The sequence below is a fragment of the Paraburkholderia sp. BR10872 genome (assembly GCF_040965835.1).
Taxonomy (GTDB): domain Bacteria; phylum Pseudomonadota; class Gammaproteobacteria; order Burkholderiales; family Burkholderiaceae; genus Paraburkholderia; species Paraburkholderia nodosa_A.
Genome location: NZ_JBFRCN010000071.1, coordinates 1 through 22,905 on the forward strand (window position 1 = coordinate 1; position 22,905 = coordinate 22,905).

The following is a 22,905-nucleotide window of genomic DNA, read 5'->3' on the forward strand; positions in this document are numbered from 1 at the left end:
CCCCACCCCCCCCCCCTCGCCGGGGGAACGCAGGCATTATCGACGCCCGCTCGGCTTGACACGACGCAAGCCAAGCCGAACACCTTCTCCCCGCAATGTGTCGACTCGACACACGGAGCAAGTCGATGGACCCAACGTCTGGAAGCGCTCACCTCCAACAACCAACCCTCGACGAGCTGACGGCAACCGAAATCCTGGCACCGTGCACAGGGCATCGTCACAGCCCGCACACGTCCCGGCCACGACGCACCTTCCCGTGTGTCGAGTCGACACACGCTCGCCCCGCCGGACAACTGTGTGTCAACTCGACACACAACTTAACCCGCAAAAAGAAAAAGCCCGCCGAGGCGGGCTTCCATCCACATCAACAGCCTCGAGGCCCAATCAGCCTGGCTTCACATTGAACAGCTGACTGATCAGCTCCCGAATTTGCGTTTCCTGGGCATCCGACAGCACACCCGTCTTGAGCTTCACCGTAAAGCTGTTGGTGTCTTTGGTAATGCTGCCGGCGTGGCTCTTGCCCGAGAAGATCTTCTCGATGCTGCGTTCGGATACGCTTTCGGTCGATTCCCCCCGACTCGCTTGCGCTCCGATCGCCGCGGCCAGCTTGCCTTGGTCCAGCGTCCGGCCGACCACGGCCGGCCACAAGTCGCGCGCAGCCGAAAGACCCGCCGAGCCGTACTTCTTGATTGCCGAAACAACCTCGTCAGCAGCCGAGCCGCCGAGCAGTCGTGGATTCAAATCAAGATCGCGCCGGATGAAGTCCGGCAGATTTTCAAAGGCCAAAAACCGGTACAGGCCTTTGCGCGACATTCCCAACGCCTCCGCCATGCGCTTGCGCGTCGGAAACTCCCGTTCGGCGCGGCGCAGCGATTGTCCAATTTCATAATCAGTGAGGTCTTCGCGACCGACGTTTTCCACCAGCGCGAGCACCGCCATGTCCTGATCGGAGCACTCGATCACGGAGGCGCGAATATCCTGTGCCTGAATCAGGGCGTGCGCGCGAAGACGTCGTTCACCGGCGATCAGCTGATAGCCGTTCTCCGCCCGACGAACGACGATCGGCTCGACGAGCCCGACTTCGCGGATCGATTCGGCCAGCGAGGCAAGGCCCTCGTCGCTGAAAATCTTGCGCGGCTGCCACGGGTTCGGCTGAATCGCGTTCACCGGAAGCATGAGCTTGTCGCTCGTGTTCTCCAGTTCCTGGATGCGCTGCTGCGCCACCGCCAACGCGCCGAGCATGCCGGGCCCGGTCTTGAACGCGCTGCTGCGGCGCGGCGGCTCGGCCGGAGCGACGGCTGCCGGCCGTTCGGCGGCTGGCCGCTCCGACGTCGAACCGAGTTCACGGGTCTTCGCCGCCATCTTGTCGCGGAATGAACTCACTTGCCGGCCCTCCATTGTTCGACGTAAAGATCGTCGATCCACTGTACGTAATCAGTCAGCGGCTGACGCACGCGCGCGACCGTCTTGTCAGCGAGGTCTCCCTTGCTGATGTCGAACACAGTCGCCATGGCGAGTGCGCCGTTACTCATCGCGGAACTGGCCGGCACCTCGAGCGCGTTCACCCAGTCCTTGTAAGTCCGCTGCACCCACGAGCGCACAACCGGTGCAGACGATGTCTTGCCGTAGTCGACCTTCGAAAGCAGGACGGAAACGAAGTCGTATGTCTTCTCGTCACCGCGTTCCATGATCGTGTGCGCGAGGTCAGAAAACAGGCTCCAGAACGAGACCGAGCTGATGAAGTCCAGGCTTTCGGGCACGAGCGGCATGACCATCGCGTCGGCGGCCATGAGCGCATTGATCGTGAGATAAGACAGCGACGGCGCCGTATCCAGAATGATGTAGTCGTATTGCTTGCGCAGCACCTCCACCCCCTGACGCAGCAGATCCCAGAACTTGAACCCCGGGTTCTTGATCACGGTTCCGGGAATATGGAACTCCGCGGAAAACAGCGTGGGGTGCGCGGGAATGACGTCAAGTCCGTCCCAATAGGTTTCCTGCACAAAATTCAGCAGACCGCCTTCCATATGCGGGTCGTAGATGAACGGCAGGACCGTGCTATCCTCAGTCACTTCCTTTTCGGCATACAGACCGCAAAGCTCCGTGAGCGACGCCTGCGGATCCAGGTCGATCAGCAGAACCTTGCGACCACGCAAGGTCAGGCCTTGGGCGAGACACATGGTGGTGGTCGTTTTCGTCGAGCCGCCCTTGAAGTTGGCAACGAGAATCACCTTGCCGTCGGCGTCGCGCACCCCGGTATGGAGCGGTGTCTGATAAATATCGGAGACCTGCTGGACCCAGGTTCTCGCTTCCGGCAGCGTGAAGACCCGGCTGCGCCCGGAACCTTGCGCCACACCTTGCGGAAGACCCTCGCGGGTGGCGAGCAGGTTGTTCAGTTTGATGCGATCAATGCCGCACATCTCTGCGACCTGAGCGGACGTAAATGTGGGCGCCATCTTTCGCGGCCGCGGCGCCAGCATCATCTCCCGAAGCTCTTCAGATAGACGACCGGCCTCTTCGGCAAATTCAGTGATCGCGGAAAGATCCACACGTCGATCGATCGACGGCAATTCGATAGTTTTCGCCATTAATACGCTTTTTATCAGAATTTGGATAAAGCGTAGAATACAGCAAAAGCGTATGAAAACACACTAATTGAGGGCGATATGAAAAAAAATGACCCTTCAAAACGGCCCGTATTGCCCTCGTGGGACATTCCCAAGGGCAAAGTAGCAGCAAAACCGGCAACGTCGCCCAGGCCGTTGTAGGCCCTTTCGCTGCCGTCTGCCTATTTTTTGTGCAAATCGCCGGGGCCAGAGCACCTCGTTGTTGACGATGTCGGTCGAGGTTTTTGTGCAAATCCAGCTTCAGATCATTCCCCGCAGGCTTCATCGCTCCCATGCGCCCCGCACAGTCACGGTTTTTGTGCAGTTTCACCGGCTGATCCGCTTAGCCCCCTGACCTGGCGGGCGGGTAACGATTTTTGTGCTTCCAGATTTCTGCGAGCCACCCTGGCCGGTCGCGATTGCACAAAAACCGTTACCGTACGCGCAGGGAAAGCCTTGCCGCGCGCGCGCCGACCACCGTAAAGGCACAAAAACCGTTACCCGATTTCCCCTGCGCGCCCAATGCCGCTGCCATTTCGCTATCCCGAGGCAGCCCAGTTCCACCAGGACGAATCTCACCGCCAACGCTGCACAAATTTCGTTACCTCGCGCAGGCGGCAAACGACGGAATCATCACACGGCGACCGCACAATAACCGTTACCTTCCGCCCGCCTTCCAGGATGTGCACAAAAAACGTTGCTATCACGGCGTCGCTCGGCCATGCACAAATTCCGTTGCCTTCCTTCCTCCCACCGAAAAGTCACTTCTGAATAACGTCCCATCGACCACCTTTGCCGCATCCAACTTGATGTCGGCTCGCGTAAAGACGTTCTGCACATAAACCACTTCCATAGATCACTGTAACTGCACAGAAATCGTTACCTTTCCATGGGTTTCGGCGGGCGAAAAGCAAATCCAGTCCCGATGCACCGCCACCGAGAGCCTTTACGTGCGGGGCTTTGAAGGGTTATTCCTCTTGAATTCCCTCACTGCATCGCGAGACACAACACGAAAAAGTTCGCACTGAGCATCTTTTTTTGTGAGCGGTTTGTTTGTTTACTTAAAGATAAAAACCCACCAACCAACTAACGTACGCACCCATTTTCTTGCTTTTCAAGGACTTGCCTTTCAAAAGCACCGTTCTATGTGCTCGCTGCACCGTTTTATGTGCGGCCGGGTGCCGTTTTATGTGCCGCCGCTGTAGAGATATTTGTGCGATCAGGTACGTTTTTTGTGCGCGAGCCGAATCCGGTGCCTGTTTGAGGTAACGTTTATTGTGTTGACTTGTGTTTGCGTAGTGATAGAGTGCCCGCCAATGTCGACGGGGAGAGCGTGCGTATGTCGGAGGAGAGCGGGCGAAGGACTACAACACTGCAGATGTCGCTGGGTCTCTTTGAGGAGATGTCCGGCCAGCCGATCAATGAGAGCACGCGGGAGATCGGTTTTCAGCGCAACAACGTGTTCGTCGCCATCAATGGGCTTGGGCTTTCTTCGCGCCGTTTCATCGACGCCGCCTATTTCATTGCCGCCCAGGAACCCGCGCCGCGCGATATCTACGACGTCGACCTGAATTACTTCAAGTGGCTCATGCGTTATGAGAGCCGCAACGTGCGCCATTTGCAGAGCGTCATCAAGGAAGCGCAGCGCGTGCTGATCGAGGTGACCGACACGCCGCCCGACCGCGCGCCCAGCGAAGACGACCAGTGGATTTCCGAGCAACTGATGGGCAGCGTCAAGATCGGCAAGGGGCGCATCCAGTTCCGCATTCCGCCGCTCATGCTGCGCCACATCACCGGGCCCGACAAGCATCACTGGCTGAACCTGTGCATCACGGCGTCGTTCTCGCAGACCTACGCGCGCGCGATCTACGACTATGTGTTGCCCTTCGTGGCGGCCGGCTTGACCGACTGGATCGAGCTCGACGTCATGCGGCGCTGGCCCGGCAAACTCGGTACGAGCGCGTCGGAGTTCAAGCATTTCCGGCCCAAGTATCTCGATCCGGCGGTGCGCCAGATCAACGAGCTATCCGACATCGACCTCAGCTACGAAACCCGGGCCGACTCGGAAACCTCGCGCAAAATCAACAAGATCCGCTTCCGGATGAAGCGCAAGGACACGGTCGCCGCGCTTCTCTCACGGCAGCCCGACGCGCACGACCTGCTGCTCACGCTCAAGGAGGAGTTCGGCCTCTCCAACAAGCAGTTCGACGTGATCGCGGAGCATCGCATGAGCTGGACCGACGAGCGCATCCAGCAGGCCATCGAATACACGCGTTTCCGGCTCAACCAGGGCAAGGTGACCAAGAGCCCTGCGGGCTATCTGATGAAGGCGTTGAGCCACAACTGGCAGGTCTCGGAGGCCGAGCGCAAGATGGTGGCGATCCAGGGCGAGCTGGCCGTGGCTGCGACGGCTCAGGAGACCGCCAGGACGGTCGCGACCACGGCGGTGAAGCAGAGCATCGCGGCGCGCGACGAAGAGGCGCGCTCGCAGCGCAACGAGGAGGTCAAGCAAGGCCGCGAGCACTTCGAATCGGCCGACGAGAAGACCCGCAAGGAGCTGGTGCGGCTCTACATCGCCTCGCAGGCCGGCAAGCTCATGCTGCGCCGCCTGAAGCTCGAGGCGGGGGCGCTCTCCGACGGGAACATCCTCAACCACTCCGATCTGTCGTGGTATTTCGGGCAATTCGTCTACGGGAAGATGAAGCAACTTGCCGCGCAGTGAGTGTCTTCAATACGCTCGACGGCTGATATGTCGGTGGGCGTATTGCGGCCTGGCCTGGCAGTCCGTCACTGCCTTCCGCGCTCACGCAGCGGAAAACATCCAGTCGATCAACGAGTTAGGGCACTCGTCCCAGGTGTTCTCCACAAGCTTGCCAACAAAATCTGTGGGTAACTCGAACGCCAGTCGCAAACCCGCGCAGACATAAAAAAAGGGAAGGCCCAGTGCCTTCCCTTTCTCCCTTGAGCGACGACGCCTTACTTCTTCTCGTCGTTCAGCTGCGGCAGCGTATAAGCCGCACCCGGTGCGAGCAGACCGACCTTCGAGTACACACGCAGCTTCTCGCGCGTGTCGGTGATGTCGAGGTTGCGCATCGTCAGCTGGCCGATACGGTCGCGCGGCGAGAACGTCGAGGCGACCTTCTCCATCGACAGACGCTCCGGCTGATACGTGAGGTTGTCCGACTTCGTGCTGAGGATCGAGTAGTCGTTGCCGCGGCGCAGTTCGATCTTCACTTCGCCGGTGATGGCGCGCGCCACCCAGTGCTGGGCCGTCTCGCGCAGCATGATGGCCTGCGGGTCGAACCAGCGGCCCTGGTACAGCAGGCGGCCCAGGCGGCGGCCGTTTTCGCGGTACTGCTCGATGGTGTCTTCGTTGTGGATGCCCGTCACGAGGCGCTCATACGCGATGTGAAGCAGCGCCAGACCCGGGGCTTCGTAGATGCCGCGGCTCTTCGCCTCGATGATGCGGTTTTCGATCTGGTCGCTCATGCCCAGACCGTGACGGCCGCCGATGCGGTTCGCCTCGAGCAGCAGTTCCACGGCGTTCGGGAAAGTCTGGCCGTTCAGCGCGACCGGCTGGCCTTCCTCGAAGCGGATCGTCACTTCTTCGCGGTCGATCTTGACGTCGTCGCGCCAGAACGCCACGCCCATGATCGGGTTCACGATCTTGATGCCGCTTTCCAGGCTTTCGAGGTCCTTCGCTTCGTGCGTTGCGCCGAGCAGATTCGAGTCCGTCGAATAGGCCTTCTCGGCCGACATCTTGTATTCGAAGCCCGACTGGCGCATGAACTCCGACATTTCGGAGCGGCCGCCCAGTTCGTCGATGAACTGCTGGTCGAGCCACGGCTTGTAGATCTTCAGGTCCGGATTGACGAGCAGGCCATAGCGGTAGAAGCGCTCGATGTCGTTGCCCTTGTAGGTCGAACCGTCGCCCCAGATGTTGACGCCGTCTTCCTTCATCGCCGCCACGAGCATCGTGCCCGTCACAGCGCGGCCGATCGGGGTCGTATTGAAGTACGTGACGCCGGCCGTCGAGATGTGGAACGCGCCGCATTGCAGGGCGGCGATGCCTTCCGCCACGAGCTGCGCGCGGCAGTCGATCAGGCGTGCACCGGCGGCGCCGTATTCGGTCGCGCGGCGCGGGATCGAATCGTAGTCGTCTTCGTCGGGCTGGCCCAGGTTCGCCGTATAGGCGTAAGGCACGGCGCCCTTGAGCTTCATCCAGTGCAGCGCGGCGCTGGTGTCGAGGCCGCCGGAGAAGGCGATACCGACCTTTTGGCCGGTCGGAAGGCTTTCAAGAATTGTGCTCATGATGAGAAAGAACCCGGTAGAACGAGAATGCGGAAGGAATTCGGTCGAATCGTCAAGTATGTTGTATCCCCGGCCTTTCGGCAAGCCTGGCGGGGAGGGCGGCAGGCCCCGTTCGCCGCGGTGTCCGCGTTAATAAAAAAGGGGCGCAGCGAGGGCGCTTGCTCAGCGCAGGCGGCGGGCGGCGGCGCGGCGACCAGTCGACGAGGCCTTCGCGCGTGAGCGCGAAAAGCGCCTCACGCACGGGCGTAGGGCTCACACCGAAGCGTTTGGCGAGATCGACCGAATTCGGGTCGTCGCCGGGACGAGCCGGCGTTCGATGATGCCGCGCGCCACTCGGTCGACAATCCCGGCGACGCTCGACTGCTCGCCCGTTTCCAGGGCGGCCAGTACGCCGACGTCTTCATCCATGCGCTTTCTTTCCCCCGGGGCGCCGCGGAGTGTAACAAATCCGCCGCCCGCTTCGCTCTCGAAATCGCAGGGCGGTTACGGAGATGTCAACACGGTCGCGAGAAGGTCTCGGAGAAAGGCGGGAATTCGCCATATGCTGAATCCAACTGTCGACACTAAAAGGCAATCCAATCGACTACCGGTCCGGCAAGGAGACGCCATGTACAGGTGCGCTCGCCAACGCCATGTGCGCGTATTCCAACGAGACGGACGACTGCGAGCCCGTCACGAAAGGTGCACCCCAGACCTGCAGCCCCGTTCACGGCGTGATGCGTTCGCTACGGCATGCGCGTTCGGGACGTATCCACGACCTGCTCGTCCTTCATGCCTAACAGGGCGACGGGCTCCGCGCCGGGCCGCCGCGTGGCTTTCCAGATCATCAGCAGGTGGTAGTAGAGTCGCGGGCTGAAGCCGAAGCGGTACGCGTAGAGATTGCAGAGTGCGAGCTGCAACCCGGCGCGCGCCTCGCGATTGCGCGCGAGCAGCGAGACCACGATCGGCACGAGCCGGCGCATGGCGAGCTTGCGCGCCGGTTCGAGTTCGGGCGGCAACGTGAGGCTGTTGAGAAAACGCCACGCCGAGATCGACGAGGCATTGATGCTCGTGCGCGTCGCCTGGGATACCGAAACGTCTGTGATGCGATAGCACGAAACGTATTCGTTCACGTAGCACACCCGTTTTGCCGCGAGGCACAGGCGCGTGCCGAACACGTAATCGCAGCAGGTGCCGTAGCGGTCGTCGTAGCCGATGCGCTTGACGAGCGCCGCATTGGCAAGCCAGCCGTTGTTGGGGAACATCTGCACGATGCCCACGCGGCCCGGCGGGTGTTGCAGTCCCGCGGCGCTGGCCGTACGGTGATACGCGATGTTCATGCGTTCGCTGGCCGCGTGCATGATGCGCCCGTCGTGATCGGTTTCGTATTGATCGCCGAACGCGACTTCCAGATCCGGATAACGCTCCCACTGCGCAAGCAGCTTCTCGATGCAGCGCACGAGCAGATAGTCGTCGTCGTGGATCAGGAGGATCTTGTCTCCGCTCGCCCGCTCGAAAAGGCTGGCCACGTTGGGCGCCTGGCCGAGCGCCGGCACGTTGCGCCGGTAGGCGATGCGCGGGTCGTCTCCGTAACGCGAGGCGATCAGCTGCTGCGTGCGATCGTCGCTCGAGTCGTCGCCGATCACGATCTCGATGTTCGCATGCGTTTGCATGAGGCACGATTCGATGCAGCGAACCAGCAGTTCAGGCCGGTTGTACGTCGGCAGGCAAATGGAGACCTTCGTTGTTGTCGTCATGGGCAGACCCCAGTGCTTGAGGGATGCGGAGACGTTCGCAAAAGTGGGTTCGTAATGCGAACTTCATCCGTTGCACATGACGGTAAAGGAACAAAACGCGAAAGAAATTGAAAATAATTCGCAAGGAATGCGCCTTGCGCAGCGCCGCCCGCAAAGCCAACACTGGCCGGCATCCGCACAAAGTGCCGACGTTTGGTCTTACAAATCGGAAAAAAATCCGGGTGGAAAAATCCTCCGGAATCGTCTGAGGTGGACTGAGTGCCGGAACAGTCGCGTCAATCGCGTTAACATTGGCGCTCCGCCTGAAACGACCGACGGCATCCATGGCCACCATCTCCTACGCCCACAAACCGCTCACGCCGTTTCGCCGTGCGCTCGCACGCTTTTCCCTCTCCGAACTCGCGAAATACACGAAACTCACGCTCGGTATGTGGATCGGATTCGGCGTGCCGTACGCGTGCGGGTATCCCGAGGCGGCAGTCGCGCTTTCCGGCTCGGCGATGCTCACACTCGCGCTCGGCAGTTCCATCTCGGCGGCGCGCGGATACTTCCACAAGCGCGTGATGTCGAATCTCGTCGCGATGCCGATCGGCACGCTGCTGATCTGGCTGACCGCGCCGCATTTGTGGCTGGGCGTGATCCTGCTGCCGCTCGTGATCTTCACGATCGTGCGCATGCGGCCTTCGGTGTTCCAGATGACGAGCATCACCGTGCCGATGACGCTCGTGCTCTACACGGGCGAGCACATACCGCTGCTGGAGCAGCGCCTGATCGGCGTGGTGCTCGGCATGCTGCTCGGTTTCATCATCCAGCAGGTTGCCTTTCCGCCCGATCACGGCTTCTGGGCGAATACGCTCGTGAACGACGGCAACGCACAGGCCGAAGCCTTGCTCACCGAGGTTGCAACGAAAACGCTGGACCGCGCGAAACTGAAATCGGCGACGGCTGCGCTGCGGGTGTCGAGCAGCAATCTGAAGCAGGCGCACGATCTCCTCAAGTCCGATCTCGAGCAGTCGTGGGTGTCGGCGCATTTGAAGCGCAATCGGGATCGCCTGCCGCTGTTCGCGTGCTACCACGAGTTGTTCGATTCGATCGTCGGCTTCCTTGAAACGCTCGATACGTTCAACGCGCAATACGAGGCGCTCGATACGCAATGGAAAGAGGCATACCGGCTCGGCCTCGCGCGCCTCGTGGACGTGCACCGGCAACTGGCTTCGCAGGCCGACCTTCGGGTGGAGCGCCCAGGTCTACTCGTGGAGCCGCTGACTCGCGGTGAACTGCATGCGCTTGTCGAGGCGCTGCCCGCAACGGGCGTGTTCACGAGCGTCTATCTCGGGCATTTGACCGGCTACGGCATCCTGCTGAGCCGTCTGAGCGACATGCATACCGAGCACTTGCGCAAAGCGTGAGCGCCGCACTCATTCCTCGCGGATCTTCCCCGCAATCCGCGCGGCGGCGGCCTGCAGATCGCTCGGGCCCGGGCAACTCATGCGCTGAAAGCCTACCGCCCGGCGCGCCAGCGAGCGTCTACCCGTAATTGTCCTGGGGTGGGCGCGCCGCGATGCAACGCGTGGCGCGCCCCGCTCGCAGCGTCCCGTCTGCCGTGCCCGGCGGCCTTGCGCGCCCGATTGTTCGCGATCCGCGAATGACGTATTCGGGCGTTATCCGGTACTGATCACGCTGCGCTTGCGACTATCTTTGCGTCGTCGATGTCGATGGCGTCCCGCGCAGTGGCGCACGTCGCGTCGCACACCCGTTTTCGACCATGAACGAGTGGCGCGGCATCCGGCCGGCCCAAGGAGACAGAGATGAAACCGAACACATGGGACACGGCCTACGAATGGAAAGCCGTGACGCTGCTGGCACTGGGCTTCGGCCTGGTGGGCCTCGACCGCTGGCTGATCGCGCCGTTGTTCCCGTCCATCATGAAGGACCTCAACCTCAATGCGCAGGATGTCGGCAATTGCATCGGTATCCTGGGCCTTTCGTGGGGCGTGTTCGCGGCGGTCATGGGCGGCATGTCCGACAAGGTGGGGCGGCGCAAGGTGCTGATCCCGGCGATCATCGCGTTCTCGCTGCTCTCGGGCTTCTCGGGCCTCGCAGGCGGCTTCGCGAGCCTGCTGGCCGTGCGCGCGCTGATGGGCGTGGCGGAGGGTTCTTTCTGCCCGACCAGCTTCGCCGCCACCGCCGATGCCTCGCATCCGAAGCGCCGCGGCTTCAATCTCGGACTCCAGCAAAGCGGCTTCGCGCTGTTCGGGCTCGCGCTTTCGCCGATCATCGCGACGCAGTTGCTGGGCGTGATGAGCTGGCGCTGGGTGTTCGCACTCGTGTCGGTGCCGGGCCTCATTCTCGGCTTGCTGATGTACCGCGTGATCCGTGAGCCGCAAGGCGCGCCTGCGCCTGATTCGGGCGCATCCGCGGCGAAGGCCGAACGCGGGCACTGGCGTGACGTGATTCGCAGCCGCAACATTCCCGTGGCGATGGTCGCGCTCTTCTGCGCCATGACGGGCGTGTTCGTGCTCGGCGCCATGCTGCCGCTCTATCTCACGCAGTACCTTTCGCTCGACACCCAGCGCATGGGCGTGGTGGCCTCGGCAATTGGCTTTGGCGGTTTCGTCGGACAGTTCGGCTTGCCGGGGCTTTCGGATCTGTTGGGCCGGCGCCTCGCGAGCGTCGTCGGCTTTGTGGGCACTGCTGTCATGCTGATCGTGTTTCGCGGTCTCGGCGCGCAGCCGTTCGCGCTCTTCGCGGTGCTGTTCGCGGCGTCTTTCTTCACGCTCGGCCTTGTTTCGCTGCTCTCGGGGCCGGTTGCCACAGAAGCCGCGCCAGCCGGCATGGTCTCGACTTCGATCGGACTCGTGGTGGGCGCGGGCGAAATCTTTGGCGGCGGCGTGGCGCCCGCGCTCGCCGGATTCGTGGCAGCGCATTTCGGTATCCAGAACATTTTGTGGCTGCCGATCGGCGCGGTCTTCCTCGGCGTTCTGGTGAGCCTCTTCCTCAAGGAAACCGCGCCCGCCAAGCTGCGGCGCAGCGAGGCTGCCGCCCCCGTTGCCCCCGGCGCGCCCTTGCCTGCAGCGGGGCAGGCCGAGTAGCGTGCGCGCCGCCCGTGCAGAGCGGCGCGAGCGCCCGGAGGCGGGCCCTATACTTGAAGGGCCCGAACCCGAGAAGAAGAGAGGAGCATGGACCGATTCCTGAGCATCGAGGCGTTTGTGCGCGTGGCGGAAACGAGCAGTTTCGCGGAGGCGGCCCGGCAACTCGGCGTGACCAGTTCGGTCGTGACGAACCGCATCCAGCAACTGGAGAAGTTCGTCAACGCCCCGCTCTTTCATCGCAGCACGCGGCACGTGCGCCTCTCCGAAGTCGGCGAGGCGTTTTATCGTGAGTGCGCGGAGGTGGTGGGGCGTGTGAACGAGCTGACCGACCAGATGCGCGAGCTGCGCGCCACGCCCACTGGCAGGCTGCGCATCCAGATGTTGCCGGGCTTCGCGCTGGGCCATTTCGGCGCGCCGCTCGCCGAGTTCAACCGCCGCTATCCCGGCATCCAGCTCGACGTGATCGTCAACGACCGCGTGGTCGATCCGATCGAAGAAGGCTTCGACGTCGCTTTCCAGATCTTCCCGCCGATTTCCGATTCGCTGATCGAGCGGCGGCTCTTTTCGGTGCGGCGGCTCTTTTGCGCCACGCCCGCTTATCTGGAGGAGCATGGCGCGCCGCAGCATCCGCGCGAATTGCTGCAGCACACCACGGCGCTCTATTCGGGCTATCCCTCGCGCAACCGCTGGACGATGACTCGCGGCGACGAAGTCGTGGAGATGGAGTTGCCCGGCATGATCCGCTCGAACTCCGTGCATTTGCTGCGCGATTACGCGCTCACGGGAGGCGGCGTGGTGTGCCTGCCTACGCTCGTGGCGAGCGAGGCGCTCCTAAACGGTTCGCTCGTGCCGATCCTCACCGACTACCACCTATCGGCATTGAGTTTTGCCGCCGTATATCCCTCCACGCAGCGCCAGGCCCTGAAAGTGAAGGCGCTGGTGGAGTTTCTGGCCGAGTATCTGGGCCCCGAGCCCGCCTGGGACGTGCCGCTGATCGAGCGCGGCTGGGTGCGCTAGCGCCTGCGACGATCGCCTGCCGCGATTATTTGCGAAACGCGAATGCCGTAGTTGCCTGGCCACCGGTTGTTACCGCCGCGCAGCGCTCCTAAAGTGGATTCCAACGAACCTTCCAAAACAGGAGACAGCCATGACCGATTCGTCATTCCACACCGCCTTCGGCTCGCTCGAGCAGTATCGCAAGGGCGAGATCGAAATCACGAGCGGCGACGCCCGCCACTATGTTTTCTCCAATGTCTTCGAAGTCGCCGCAAGCTCTGCGCCCTACGAGAAAGTCGTGGTCGGCAAGAACCTCGACTACGTGATCGAGGTGCTGCGCACGGAAGGGCAATCGCGCTGGTTCGCCTGCGTACACGATGAGTTCGCGATCCTGATGGATGGCGAAGTGCGCATCGACTTCATCAAGCTCGATACGCCGCCCAAGGGCGGTACGGGCACGGTCGACGCGGGCGAGCAGCCCGCGGGCCGCAAGATGGGCCACGTGGTGTTGCGCCGCGGCCATCAAGCGCTGCTGCCGGCCGGCTGCGCGTATCGCTTCAGCGCGCAAAAGGCTGGCGTGGCACTCGTGCAGACCATGGCCGGTGAACTGTCCGTGCAGAAGTGGGCGGATATCTGCCTGCACTGACAACACGCGCTATCCGAACACTCGACTACTGGAGACACGACATGGCCACCCTCGATACCCTCGACCATTCCGCAGGCTTCGCCGCCGACACCGTGCGCGCGAGCGAGCCCGACGCCGTGACCGGCTATCGCCGCTACACGCTCGGCGCGTTCGAATTCACGCGCGACGAGTACTTCGTGAAAGTGCTGTGGCCCGCGAAAGGGCAGACGCGCACGCACGCCATCCCCGCCGACGCCTTCCTGCGCGCCATGATGCGCGACGTGGCCTGGGGCTTCTTCTACGGCTGGGTGAACTTCGATCACGTGTTCGGCACGCGCAACCACTACGGCAAGGTGGACGTGTATGCGGGCTCGTTCAACGGCATCATGAAGGACGCCGGCGTGGACTATATCGAGACATTCGAAACGCCCACCATCATGGCGACCTTCAAGGCGATCCTGCACGACTGGACCAACGAAGGCTTCGACCCGTTCGCCGCGCCCGAGGAAACCGGTACCGCATTCGGCCGCAAGCATGGCGAGAACGACGCCGCGATCGAGCGTACGCGCATCGCCACGCGCCGCATGCCGGGCCTCGAAGGCGACTCGCCGCTGCGCGACGACCTCCCGGTGAACCGCGCCTTCGCCGACGTGCCTCAGGACAACCCCGAAGTGCACGCCGAGCCCGGCTTCGAAGGCGAGCTGCACGCGTTCAACCTCTTCAAGTACCTCTCGCGCTCGGACGTGACATGGAACCCATCGGTCACTTCGGTGTGCGGCCAGAGCCTGTTCTGCCCGACCACCGAGGAATACATCCTGCCGGTTTTCCACGGCAACGACCGCGTGGAGTGGTTCCTGCAGCTCTCCGACGAGATCGTCTGGGACATCGGCGACAAGAACACCGGCGCGCCGCGCGCACGCATCACCATGCGCGCGGGCGACATTTGCGCCATGCCCGCCGATATCCGCCACCAGGGCTATTCGACCAAGCGCTCGATGCTGCTCGTGTGGGAGAACGCGACCGCAGGTTTGCCCAAGCGCTACGAGAGCGGCGAACTCAAGCCGTATCCGGTCGAGTTTTGAACGAGCTTCGCAGCTACACAGCAAGCCTTAAGCATCAACCGAGGAATGACTCATGCAAACGCAATTGTTCATCGCCGGCCGCTTCGTCGACGCCGTCGAGGGCGGCACCATCGACGTGCTCAATCCGCATGACGGCTCGCTGATCACGAAGATCGCCGCCGCCACCGCCGCCGACATCGATCTGGCCGTGGCCGCCGCTACGCGCGCCTTCCCGCAATGGTCGGCGATGCCGGCTGCCGAACGCGGCCGCCTGCTGCTGCGTCTTGCCGACGCCATCGAAGCGAACGGCGAAGAACTCGCGCAACTGGAATCGCTCGACACGGGGCACCCGATCCGCGATTCGCGCGCGCTGGACGTGCCGCGCACGGCGGCGTGCTTCCGCTACTTCGGCGGCATGGCCGACAAGCTGCAAGGCTCGGTCATTCCGGTCGAAACGGGCTTTCTCAACTACGTGCAGCGCGCGCCCATTGGCGTGGTGGGCCAGATCGTGCCGTGGAATTTCCCGCTCATGTTCACGAGCTGGAAGATGGGCCCGGCGCTCGCGGCCGGCAACACGGTGGTGCTGAAGCCCTCGGAAATCACGCCGCTTTCCACGCTGCGCATCGTCGAGCTGATGGCGGAAGTGGGCTTTCCCGCGGGTGTCGTCAACATCGTGCCGGGCTACGGACATACGGCCGGCCAGCGGCTTGCGGAACACGAGGGCGTGGGCAAGATCGCCTTCACCGGTTCGACGGCGACGGGGCGGCGCATCGTGGAGGCCTCGAAGGGCAACCTGAAGCGCGTGCAGCTCGAACTGGGCGGCAAGGGCGCCAATATCGTGTTCGACGACGCCAATCTCGACGCCGCCATCAACGGCGCGGCCTGGGCGATCTTCCACAACCAGGGGCAGGCGTGCATTGCGGGTTCGCGTCTGGTGCTGCACGAGCGCATCGCAGACGAATTTCTCGAACGCTTTGCGGCGCTCGCTGCTTCGATTCGTGTCGGTAATCCTTTGGACCCCGAAACAGAAATGGGGCCGCTCACTTCGCTGCAGCATCTGGAGCGCGTGAAGGCCTTCATGGACGTGGCGCGCGAGCAGGGCGGGCGCGTCCTCACGGGCGGCACCGCGCCGCAGGACCCTGCGCTCGCCAACGGCTACTACGTGCGCCCCACGGTGATCGAGGCGAAGACGCCGGACGATCGTATCGCGCAGGAAGAGGTGTTCGGCCCGTTCGTGACCGTGCTGCGCTTCAACTCCGACGAAGAAGCGCTCGCGATTGCCAACGGCACCGACTACGGTCTCGGCAGCGGCCTGTGGACGCGCGACCTCTCGCGCGCGCACAGCATCGCGGGCAAGATTCACGCGGGCATGTGCTGGGTGAACTGCTACAAGCGCGTGAATCCGGGCAGCCCGTTCGGCGGCGTCGGTCAATCGGGCTACGGTCGCGAAATGGGCTTCGAGGCGATGCACGACTACACGGAGGCCCGCTCGGTGTGGGTCAACGTGGACGCCCAGGTGCCGCCCCACTTCAAGCGTTGAGGCACGTATGGATCGCTTCGTTTATCAGGGCTTGCCGTCGCGCGTGGTGTTCGGCTGGGGCAACCTCGCGCGGTTGCCTGAAGAAGTGGACCGGCTGGGCGCGCGCCGCGCGTTGATCCTCTCGACACCCGAGCAGCGGCCGCTCGCTGAAGAAGTCGCGCGCCTGCTCGGCGAGCGCGCCGCGGGCATCCATGCCGAAGCGGTCATGCACGTGCCCGTGGAGGTCGCGCGGGCCGCACGAGAGAAAGCGGCGGCGCTGGACGCGCAGTGCTGCGTGGCCGTGGGCGGCGGCTCGACCATCGGCCTTGGCAAGGCCATCGCGCTCGAATCGGCGCTGCCGATCGTCGCCGTGCCCACGACCTATGCGGGCTCGGAGATGACGCCCATCTACGGTCTCACCGAAGGGCGTCTGAAAAAGACCGGGCGCGACCTGCGCGTGCTGCCGCGCACCGTGATCTACGATCCGTCGCTCACGGTCTCGCTGCCGGCCGGCATTTCGGCGGCTTCGGGCATAAACGCAATGGCGCACGCGGTCGAGGCGCTCTACGCAGAGGACGCGAACCCGGTGATCAGCCTGATGGCCGAAGAATCGATTCGCGCGTTGGGCGAGGCGCTGCCCGGTGTCGTGCGTCGCCCCGACGACGCGGCGATGCGCAGTCGCGCGCTGTATGGCGCATGGCTCGCGGGCACTTCCCTGGGCGCGGTGAGCATGGCGCTGCATCACAAGCTCTGCCACACGCTCGGCGGCACGTTCAACCTGCCGCACGCGCAAACGCATGCGGTCATGCTGCCGCATACGGCGCACTACAACCACGCGGCCGCGCCACACGCGCTCGAGCGTGTGGCGCGTGCGCTCGGCGGCGCGCAGGCGGACGAAGCCGGGCCACGGCTCTACGCGTTGAACGAGTCGCTTGGCATTCCCATGTCGCTCGCGGAGATCGGTATGCCCGAAGCGGGCCTCGACGAAGCGGCCGATCTCGCGTGTACGAATGCCTATCCCAATCCGCGACCGTTGGAGCGCGCGGCGATCCGCGCATTGCTGCAACGCGCGTGGGAAGGCTTGGCGCCGCGCTAGCCGGGCCGTGCCACGCCGCGAGCATGGCGCGCAAAACGAAGGAAAGGAGACAACCATGTCGATGCATGACACCGAGGCCGAACGCGCCTTGACGGAACAGGTCGTGGGCCGCTTCGCGAACACACCCGACGCGCGCCTGCGCACGCTGATGCAAAGCCTCGTGCGGCACCTGCACGCCTACGTGCGCGAAGTCGAGCCGACAGAGGCGGAGTGGTTCGCCGCGATCCGCTTCTTGACTGAGACGGGCCAGATGTGCGACGACGTCGTGCGCCAGGAATTCATCCTGCTTTCCGACACGCTGGGCGTGTCGATGCTCGTCGACGCGATCAACCACCGCTACGCTTCCGGCGCGACCGATACGACCGTGTTCGGCCCGTTCTATATCGAAGGCATGCCGGAACGCGCCTATGGCGAGAGCATGGCGTTCACGCCGGGTACGCCGGCCCTCGTGCATGGCCGCGTGCTGACGACCGACGGCAAGCCAATCGCGAACGCCTTGCTCGACGTGTGGCAGACGGCGGACAACGGCATGTACTCGGGGCAGGACACCGAGCAACCGCACGGCAACCTGCGCGGCCGCTATCGCACCGACGCCGAAGGCCGCTATGCGATCCGCACCATCGTGCCCGTGTGCTATCCCATTCCGACCGACGGCCCGGTGGGCCGCATGCTCGACGCCACGGGGCGGCATCCGTGGCGGCCCGCCCATCTGCACTTCATGATCACGGCGCCGGGCCACAGCACGCTCGTGACGCACCTGTTCAACCAGAACGACCCGTATCTGGATTCGGATGCTGTGTTCGGCGTAAAGCCCTCGCTGCTCGTCGACTATCGCGAGCACGCGGCGGGCGAGGCGGCCGCGCAGCAGTTCGGCTTCGAGGGCGGCTTTCGCGAGGCGCGCTACGACTTCGTGCTGGAGCGCGCATGAGACCGCACACGCGCTACTACGCCGTATTCGCCACCGACAAGCCCGGCATGCGCGACGTTCGCGAGCGCGTGCGCGCGGTGCATCGCACCTATCTGCGCTCGGCCGCGCAGCGTGGGGTGTTCGTGCGGTTGGGCGGCTCGACGCTCGCGCCGCATTGCGACGCGCTCAACGGCACGCTCCTCGTGATCGAGGCGGAAGGATACGACGACGTGATGCGCTTCGTGCGCGACGATCCCTATACGTTGGCGGGGTTGTTCGAGCACGTAGAGATTCGTCCATGGGACTGGAATCTTGGCAATCCTGAGCAAAGAGTGTGAACCATGCAGACCGTGTGCCTGTGTTGCCTTGACGATGTGCCCGACGGGGGCGCGCGCGTGATCGACGCCGCGCTCGCGGGGCGGCCGGTCGTCGTCGTGCGGCGTGCCGGCGAAGTATGGGCGTACGCGAACCGCTGCCCGCACTTCTCGGTGCCGCTCGACTACGAGCCCGGCCATGTGCCAACGTATCGCGCCCAGGTGATCATGTGCGCGCATCACAGCGCATTGTTTCGCTTCGAAGACGGGCAGTGCTTCGAAGGCCCGTGCGCGGGAGCGAAGCTCGATGCCATTCCCGTCTGGCTCGATGCGCAGTCCAACGTCGTGGCGCATTGCGGCGGCGCCTGACCGTCTTCCACGCATAGGGCGTCGATGCTCGCACTGAGTCCGGCATGCGAATGCGAATGGCGCAGGAACAGTGCGAGCAGTTCAGGCCGCAGCCCGTCGCCGCGTTGAGCCGCGAGCGCGTGAAGGGCGAGGAGCGGAGCAAGCTGTGACATGATTCGACTCCCTATGTGAGACCTTCCGTTCGCCGCGCTATCAGACCCGCTTGATGAGCCCGAGCTGCGTGAGCGCCGTTACGCCGTCGTCGAGTCCGATCTCCTCGACGATCTTGCCGTCTTTCAGGCGCAACACCGTCGTGCCGGTGAAATGCATCTTGCGGCCACTCGCCGCCGGCAACGATCCCGCGAGAAAGTCTCCGAACGCCCGGCCCGAATGCGTGCCGCCGCCTTCCCATTGACCCACCACGTACTCGCCTTCGGCGATCAAGTCGGCCGCGCCCCAGAAGTTCAGATTAGGAAACGCCGCGCGAAAGCCGGTCATGAATGCCTTGATGTCCTCGCGGCCGCGGCGCGGCTCGTGCAGCGAATACTTGAGCAGCATGTCCGGCGCGGCCAGCTCGTCGACGACGCCGAGGTCGCAGGTTTCGCCCCAGAAGCGCGTGAACCAGCGGCCAACGATCGCCTTGTTGTCCTCTTCCATCGACATGTTCGACTCCTTGCTGATCTCGATTCATGGCGAAGCAGGATTGCTGCGCCTGAAATGAACGATATCGACAGGCAAACCTCGTCAATACCCGTTTCTTGCCGTGACATTCGCATGGCATTCACGCCGTGGCGCGCGCCGAATTAGAGCGCAACATTCGGATCGGAACGCGCGGAGCGTAGGCGTATCGTTGGTCTGTATGGGAGATCGGCGAAAATGCCGCTTGCGAGAGGAGGGATACACGCGATGAAAACCGGGGCCATGCGGGCAGGGAAGCCGGAATCCGCAACGTACGACTGGGTCGAGATCGAGCGATCGCTCGACGCGCGCGGCTATGCCGTCCTGCCCCGCGTGCTCAGGCCCGAACAATGCGCGCAACTCGCCGCCCTCTACGCGAGGGACGATGGCTTTCGCTCGCGCATCGTCATGGCGCGTCACAATTTCGGGCGCGGGGAATACAAGTACTTCGCGTATCCGCTGCCGTCGCTGCTTCAGCGGTTGCGGCATGCGCTCTATCCGTCCCTCGCGCCTATCGCGAACCGCTGGAACGAGCAGCTGGGGATCGACACGCAGTACCCGGCCGATCTCGACGCGTTTCTCGATCAATGTCACCGCGCGGGGCAAACGCGCCCGACGCCGCTCATCCTCGAATACGGCCCGGGCGACTATAACTGCCTGCATCAGGACTTGTACGGCGAGCAGGTGTTTCCGCTGCAGGTGGCGATGCTGCTCTCACGGCCCGGCGTCGACTTCGAAGGCGGCGAGTTCGTGATGACGCAGAGCGCGTCGAACGGTCAATGCGCCGAAGTGATTCCGCTGGACCAGGGCGACGCGGTGCTGTTCACCGTCAACCAGCGGCCGGCTGCGAACCGGCGCGGCGGCACGCGCAGGGTCGCGATGCGGCACGGCGTGAGCGTCGTGCGCAGCGGCAAGCGTCATACCGTCGGCTTGATTTTTCACGATTCACGTTAGCGCGCGCACGACGCGAAGGAACGCATCATGCAACTGTTTCTCAGCCATATCGAGTCGCCGCCCGGCGACCTCATGCTGGTGAGCGACGCGCAGCATCGGCTGTATGCGCTCGAATTCTCCGATCACCGCGCGCGTCTGCATCGCGGTCTGCGCGATCGTTACGGGGGTGCCGAATTGATCGACGCCGCCGCGCCGGCGTCGATTGCCGACGCCATGACGCGCTATTTCTCGGGCGAATTGAACGCGCTCGATGCTCTCCCGGTCGTCATGGCGGGCTCGGACCTGGAAGAAAAGGTCTGGGCGGCGTTGCGTCACATTCCGGCCGGCACCACCACCAGCTACGGCAAGCTCGCAAAAGCGCTGGGATTCGAAGACCCGCGCGCGGCGATCGACATCGGCGCGGCCAACGGCGCGAATCCCATCGCTATCGTCGTGCCGTGCCATCGCGTGATTGCCAGCAACGGCGAGTTGAAGGGCTACGCGTGGGGCCTGCATCGCAAGCGCTGGCTGCTCGAACACGAGAAGGCAATTGCGGCCGCGCGCGAGGTTCCGCAGACGGCAACGCTCCCGGGATTTTGAAACGAATATGTCCTTGTCTATGAGTTCAGCCGCCAACACATTCGATAAGCTCGATTGGAGCGCAATCGCCGCGCAACTGGACAGCGAAGGGTATGCGGTACTGCCTCGGCTTGCTGGCGCGGCCGAGGCCCGCATGCTCGCGCGCGAGGCCGGCAGATTGACCGCGTTGCGCCGCGTTCCGCTCGACTCGCTCGATCTCGGTCGTGGCGATCTACTGTATTTCGGCGCCGCGCTGCCGCAGCCGTGGGCGCAATGGCGTGCGGACCTCTACCGCCAGTTGGCGCCCATCGCCAATCGATGGAACGAGATGCTTGGCATGCCTTATCGATACCCTGCAGCGCTGGATGCATTTCTGGAGCGCAACCGTCGAGCGGGGCAAACGCAGGCGCAGTCGCATCTGAACCAGCTCCGCACCGACGACTATCTGGCGCTGCATCAACGCAGTGAAGGGGAGCATGTATTTCCGCTGCAAATGGTCGCCTTGCTCTCGGCGCCGGGGAAAGACTTCACGGGCGGCGAACTCGTGCTGACCGAGCAGCGTCCGCGCATGCAGTCGCGCCCGACGGTCGTTCCGCTCGGCTTGGGCGACGCGGCGATCATCGCCACGGCCCAGCGGCCATTCAAAGGCAGCAGCGCTTACTACCGCGTGAACCTCCGGCACGCCATCAGCCGCGTGCGCAGCGGCGAGCGCATTGGCGCCGAGTTGTCGTTTCACGACGCGCCGAAGGCGGCGAACGATCAACGCGCATTCGATCTCTGAATCCTGGTGAACAGGGATTCCAGTCCGTCGCGGCGATTGCAACTAACTGCCAAGCCCGCCAACCCCAGCCATACGCCGCGCCCCAGCGCGGCGGCATTGATTTCATGCCATGCCCATCGCCCAGGGACTTCCCTTACAAAGACTTTATCGACTATTTATCGATAAATTGTCGTGATAGATTTCTCACCACGCTGCTGATGTACGCCTTCGTTTTCCGGTTCTGATGAGCTCACGATGACCACACACCTCACCGCCGCCCATGCCTCGAAGTTCGCCTCGCTTGCGCTTGCCCACCTCACGCGCGAGTACCCGAACAAGCTGACCCACTCGCTTGACGGCCCCCAGGACGTGCAGAGCCCGCGCGCGCTGCACCCGGCCTTTTACGGCAGCTACGACTGGCATTCGTGCGTGCACGGCTACTGGCTCGTGCTGCATCTGCTCGAGCGCTTTCCCGACTTGCCCGAGGGGCCGCAGATCGTCGCCGTGGTTGACGAACACTTCACGCCGGAGAAGATGGCCGGCGAGATGGCCTACCTCACGCTCGCGCACAATCGCGGTTTCGAGCGCCCTTATGGCTGGGCATGGCTGCTCGCGCTCGCGGCGCAAGTCGACGCGCTGGTCGAGTCGATGAAGCTGCCGCAGGCCGCGCGCTGGCAGGCGGCGCTCGCGCCGCTCACCGACTGGTTCGTCGAGCGCTTCGAGGAATTCCTGCCGAAGGCGACCTATCCGCTGCGAGTGGGCACTCACTTCAATACGGCGTTCGCGCTCACGCTCGCGTACGACTTCGCAAAAGCCACAGCGCGCCCTGCGCTGGCGACGCTGATCGAAGACACGGCCACGCGCTGGCACGCGAACGACGCGGGCTGCCAGGCATGGGAGCCGGGCGGCGACGAATTCCTCTCGCCCGCGCTGAGCGTGGCCCTGCTGATGAGCCGAGTGTTGCGCGCACAGGATTTCGAGCCGTGGTTCACGCGCTTCTTGCCCAGCCTCGCGGTGCAAGAGCCGGTCACGCTCTTCACGCCGGCCACCGTGACCGACCGCAGTGACGGCAAGATCGCCCACCTTGACGGCCTCAACCTGAGCCGCGCGTGGTGTCAGCGCTCACTTGCACGCGCACTGCCGGCCGGCGACGCACGCGTGGCCGTCCTCAACGATGCCGCGCAATTGCATCTGGCCCGCGCGCTCGACCACGTGGCTGGTGACTACATGGGCGAGCACTGGCTCGCCACCTTCGCGACGCTCGCGCTCGAAGCATGACGAAGGCATGAAACGTGTGGGGCGTGCCGTTCGCGCGCGCCTCACGCCGCTTTCCAGACTGAAGAT

General features: G+C 63.6%; 21 protein-coding genes and 1 pseudogene. 15 read left to right on the plus strand and 7 right to left on the minus strand.

The annotated features are described in order from the left end of the window. Positions 1 to 384: 384 nt before the first annotated feature. Together AB4Y43_RS35800 and AB4Y43_RS35805 are read right to left on the minus strand one after the other, a co-directional pair. Positions 385 to 1,383 carry a ParB/RepB/Spo0J family partition protein gene (locus AB4Y43_RS35800; protein WP_069262986.1) on the minus strand — a complete coding sequence of 333 codons (999 nt, stop codon included), beginning with the start codon at positions 1,381 to 1,383 and terminating at the stop codon, positions 385 to 387. Next, positions 1,380 to 2,588 carry an AAA family ATPase gene (locus AB4Y43_RS35805; RefSeq protein WP_028208684.1) on the minus strand — a complete coding sequence of 403 codons (1,209 nt, stop codon included), beginning with the start codon at positions 2,586 to 2,588 and terminating at the stop codon, positions 1,380 to 1,382. Before AB4Y43_RS35805 ends, AB4Y43_RS35800 begins: the two co-directional genes overlap by 4 nt. A 1,396-nt stretch (positions 2,589 to 3,984) precedes the next feature. Between AB4Y43_RS35805 and AB4Y43_RS35810 the strand changes: the two genes are divergently transcribed. After that, a complete protein-coding gene (locus AB4Y43_RS35810; protein WP_256094574.1) occupies positions 3,985 to 5,328 on the plus strand; it encodes a replication initiation protein in 1,344 nt (447 codons plus the stop codon). A gap of 254 nt (positions 5,329 to 5,582) precedes the next feature. On the opposite strand, the gene argG is transcribed toward AB4Y43_RS35810, so the two are convergent. The 4 genes and pseudogenes from argG to AB4Y43_RS35830 all read right to left on the minus strand — a co-directional run bounded on the left by argG (position 5,583) and on the right by AB4Y43_RS35830 (position 8,978). Then, on the minus strand, positions 5,583 to 6,917 hold the full coding sequence (argG, locus tag AB4Y43_RS35815; RefSeq protein ID WP_069263475.1) for an argininosuccinate synthase: 1,335 nt from the start codon (positions 6,915 to 6,917) through the stop codon (positions 5,583 to 5,585). Positions 6,918 to 7,092: 175 nt separating this feature from the next. Continuing rightward, positions 7,093 to 7,325: pseudogene (locus tag AB4Y43_RS35820) on the minus strand (GntR family transcriptional regulator); the annotation flags it as partial. Between the two features lie 317 nt (positions 7,326 to 7,642). Next, a complete protein-coding gene (locus tag AB4Y43_RS35825; protein ID WP_368729941.1) occupies positions 7,643 to 8,653 on the minus strand; it encodes a glycosyltransferase family 2 protein in 1,011 nt (336 codons plus the stop codon). Further along, positions 8,601 to 8,978, minus strand: a complete 378-nt coding sequence (locus AB4Y43_RS35830) for a hypothetical protein (RefSeq protein WP_342949368.1) — start codon at positions 8,976 to 8,978, stop codon at positions 8,601 to 8,603. The genes AB4Y43_RS35825 and AB4Y43_RS35830 overlap by 53 nt, the downstream gene beginning before the upstream one ends. On the opposite strand from AB4Y43_RS35830, the gene AB4Y43_RS35835 reads away from it, so the two are divergent. From AB4Y43_RS35835 to AB4Y43_RS35880, 10 genes are all read left to right on the plus strand, one after another. Further along, the gene (locus AB4Y43_RS35835) at positions 8,977 to 10,062 is read left to right on the plus strand and encodes an FUSC family protein (protein ID WP_342949369.1); all 1,086 of its coding nucleotides are present in this window, start codon (positions 8,977 to 8,979) and stop codon (positions 10,060 to 10,062) included. The genes AB4Y43_RS35830 and AB4Y43_RS35835 overlap by 2 nt on opposite strands. A 399-nt stretch (positions 10,063 to 10,461) precedes the next feature. Further along, positions 10,462 to 11,745: an MFS transporter gene (locus AB4Y43_RS35840; protein WP_069262982.1), complete on the plus strand. Its 1,284-nt coding sequence runs from the start codon at positions 10,462 to 10,464 to the stop codon at positions 11,743 to 11,745. Between the two features lie 87 nt (positions 11,746 to 11,832). Continuing rightward, complete coding sequence (locus tag AB4Y43_RS35845; protein WP_069262981.1) at positions 11,833 to 12,762, plus strand: LysR family transcriptional regulator; 930 nt, start codon at positions 11,833 to 11,835, stop codon at positions 12,760 to 12,762. A gap of 130 nt (positions 12,763 to 12,892) precedes the next feature. Beyond that, a complete protein-coding gene (locus AB4Y43_RS35850; RefSeq protein ID WP_069262980.1) occupies positions 12,893 to 13,387 on the plus strand; it encodes a hydroxyquinol 1,2-dioxygenase in 495 nt (164 codons plus the stop codon). A 41-nt stretch (positions 13,388 to 13,428) separates the two neighbouring features. After that, positions 13,429 to 14,448 (plus strand): hydroxyquinol 1,2-dioxygenase, encoded by a 1,020-nt coding sequence (locus tag AB4Y43_RS35855; protein ID WP_069262979.1) that lies wholly within the window; start codon positions 13,429 to 13,431, stop codon positions 14,446 to 14,448. 52 nt (positions 14,449 to 14,500) lie between these two features. Continuing rightward, the gene (locus AB4Y43_RS35860) at positions 14,501 to 15,967 is read left to right on the plus strand and encodes an aldehyde dehydrogenase family protein (RefSeq protein ID WP_368729942.1); all 1,467 of its coding nucleotides are present in this window, start codon (positions 14,501 to 14,503) and stop codon (positions 15,965 to 15,967) included. A gap of 7 nt (positions 15,968 to 15,974) precedes the next feature. Next, positions 15,975 to 17,042 (plus strand): maleylacetate reductase, encoded by a 1,068-nt coding sequence (locus AB4Y43_RS35865; RefSeq protein ID WP_342949375.1) that lies wholly within the window; start codon positions 15,975 to 15,977, stop codon positions 17,040 to 17,042. Positions 17,043 to 17,097: 55 nt separating this feature from the next. Beyond that, positions 17,098 to 17,970 (plus strand): intradiol ring-cleavage dioxygenase, encoded by an 873-nt coding sequence (locus tag AB4Y43_RS35870; RefSeq protein ID WP_342949376.1) that lies wholly within the window; start codon positions 17,098 to 17,100, stop codon positions 17,968 to 17,970. Continuing rightward, positions 17,967 to 18,287, plus strand: coding sequence for a YciI family protein (locus AB4Y43_RS35875; RefSeq protein ID WP_069262975.1), 321 nt, complete (start codon positions 17,967 to 17,969; stop codon positions 18,285 to 18,287). The genes AB4Y43_RS35870 and AB4Y43_RS35875 overlap by 4 nt, the downstream gene beginning before the upstream one ends. A 3-nt stretch (positions 18,288 to 18,290) precedes the next feature. Beyond that, positions 18,291 to 18,632, plus strand: coding sequence for a Rieske 2Fe-2S domain-containing protein (locus AB4Y43_RS35880; protein ID WP_342949377.1), 342 nt, complete (start codon positions 18,291 to 18,293; stop codon positions 18,630 to 18,632). Positions 18,633 to 18,824: 192 nt separating this feature from the next. Here the strand turns inward: AB4Y43_RS35880 and AB4Y43_RS35885 are convergent, their stop codons facing one another. Continuing rightward, positions 18,825 to 19,274 (minus strand): ester cyclase, encoded by a 450-nt coding sequence (locus AB4Y43_RS35885; RefSeq protein ID WP_342949378.1) that lies wholly within the window; start codon positions 19,272 to 19,274, stop codon positions 18,825 to 18,827. Positions 19,275 to 19,517: 243 nt separating this feature from the next. Here AB4Y43_RS35885 and AB4Y43_RS35890 point away from each other — a divergent pair, with 243 nt between their 5' ends. From AB4Y43_RS35890 to AB4Y43_RS35905, 4 genes are all read left to right on the plus strand, one after another. Further along, complete coding sequence (locus AB4Y43_RS35890; protein ID WP_342949379.1) at positions 19,518 to 20,243, plus strand: 2OG-Fe(II) oxygenase; 726 nt, start codon at positions 19,518 to 19,520, stop codon at positions 20,241 to 20,243. A gap of 27 nt (positions 20,244 to 20,270) precedes the next feature. After that, positions 20,271 to 20,822, plus strand: a complete 552-nt coding sequence (locus tag AB4Y43_RS35895; RefSeq protein ID WP_342949380.1) for a methylated-DNA--[protein]-cysteine S-methyltransferase — start codon at positions 20,271 to 20,273, stop codon at positions 20,820 to 20,822. A 19-nt stretch (positions 20,823 to 20,841) separates the two neighbouring features. Further along, entirely contained in the window at positions 20,842 to 21,582 is a 741-nt protein-coding gene (locus tag AB4Y43_RS35900) for a 2OG-Fe(II) oxygenase (RefSeq protein WP_368729943.1), read from the plus strand. Positions 21,583 to 21,816: 234 nt separating this feature from the next. Then, positions 21,817 to 22,839 (plus strand): DUF2891 domain-containing protein, encoded by a 1,023-nt coding sequence (locus AB4Y43_RS35905; protein ID WP_368729944.1) that lies wholly within the window; start codon positions 21,817 to 21,819, stop codon positions 22,837 to 22,839. Positions 22,840 to 22,905 lie beyond the last annotated feature (66 nt).

Excerpts from the sequence above, each read along its gene's own strand:
- AB4Y43_RS35805 (WP_028208684.1), bottom strand. The coding sequence starts at position 2,588 with ATGGCGAAAACTATCGAATTGCCGTCGATCGATCGACGTGTGGATCTT.
- AB4Y43_RS35810 (WP_256094574.1), top strand. The coding sequence starts at position 3,985 with ATGTCGCTGGGTCTCTTTGAGGAGATGTCCGGCCAGCCGATCAATGAG.
- argG (WP_069263475.1), bottom strand. The coding sequence starts at position 6,917 with ATGAGCACAATTCTTGAAAGCCTTCCGACCGGCCAAAAGGTCGGTATC.
- AB4Y43_RS35825 (WP_368729941.1), bottom strand. The coding sequence starts at position 8,653 with ATGACGACAACAACGAAGGTCTCCATTTGCCTGCCGACGTACAACCGG.
- AB4Y43_RS35835 (WP_342949369.1), top strand. The coding sequence starts at position 8,977 with ATGGCCACCATCTCCTACGCCCACAAACCGCTCACGCCGTTTCGCCGT.
- AB4Y43_RS35830 (WP_342949368.1), bottom strand. The coding sequence starts at position 8,978 with ATGGATGCCGTCGGTCGTTTCAGGCGGAGCGCCAATGTTAACGCGATT.
- AB4Y43_RS35840 (WP_069262982.1), top strand. The coding sequence starts at position 10,462 with ATGAAACCGAACACATGGGACACGGCCTACGAATGGAAAGCCGTGACG.
- AB4Y43_RS35845 (WP_069262981.1), top strand. The coding sequence starts at position 11,833 with ATGGACCGATTCCTGAGCATCGAGGCGTTTGTGCGCGTGGCGGAAACG.
- AB4Y43_RS35850 (WP_069262980.1), top strand. The coding sequence starts at position 12,893 with ATGACCGATTCGTCATTCCACACCGCCTTCGGCTCGCTCGAGCAGTAT.
- AB4Y43_RS35855 (WP_069262979.1), top strand. The coding sequence starts at position 13,429 with ATGGCCACCCTCGATACCCTCGACCATTCCGCAGGCTTCGCCGCCGAC.
- AB4Y43_RS35860 (WP_368729942.1), top strand. The coding sequence starts at position 14,501 with ATGCAAACGCAATTGTTCATCGCCGGCCGCTTCGTCGACGCCGTCGAG.
- AB4Y43_RS35865 (WP_342949375.1), top strand. The coding sequence starts at position 15,975 with ATGGATCGCTTCGTTTATCAGGGCTTGCCGTCGCGCGTGGTGTTCGGC.
- AB4Y43_RS35870 (WP_342949376.1), top strand. The coding sequence starts at position 17,098 with ATGTCGATGCATGACACCGAGGCCGAACGCGCCTTGACGGAACAGGTC.
- AB4Y43_RS35875 (WP_069262975.1), top strand. The coding sequence starts at position 17,967 with ATGAGACCGCACACGCGCTACTACGCCGTATTCGCCACCGACAAGCCC.
- AB4Y43_RS35880 (WP_342949377.1), top strand. The coding sequence starts at position 18,291 with ATGCAGACCGTGTGCCTGTGTTGCCTTGACGATGTGCCCGACGGGGGC.
- AB4Y43_RS35885 (WP_342949378.1), bottom strand. The coding sequence starts at position 19,274 with ATGTCGATGGAAGAGGACAACAAGGCGATCGTTGGCCGCTGGTTCACG.
- AB4Y43_RS35890 (WP_342949379.1), top strand. The coding sequence starts at position 19,518 with ATGAAAACCGGGGCCATGCGGGCAGGGAAGCCGGAATCCGCAACGTAC.
- AB4Y43_RS35895 (WP_342949380.1), top strand. The coding sequence starts at position 20,271 with ATGCAACTGTTTCTCAGCCATATCGAGTCGCCGCCCGGCGACCTCATG.
- AB4Y43_RS35900 (WP_368729943.1), top strand. The coding sequence starts at position 20,842 with ATGAGTTCAGCCGCCAACACATTCGATAAGCTCGATTGGAGCGCAATC.
- AB4Y43_RS35905 (WP_368729944.1), top strand. The coding sequence starts at position 21,817 with ATGACCACACACCTCACCGCCGCCCATGCCTCGAAGTTCGCCTCGCTT.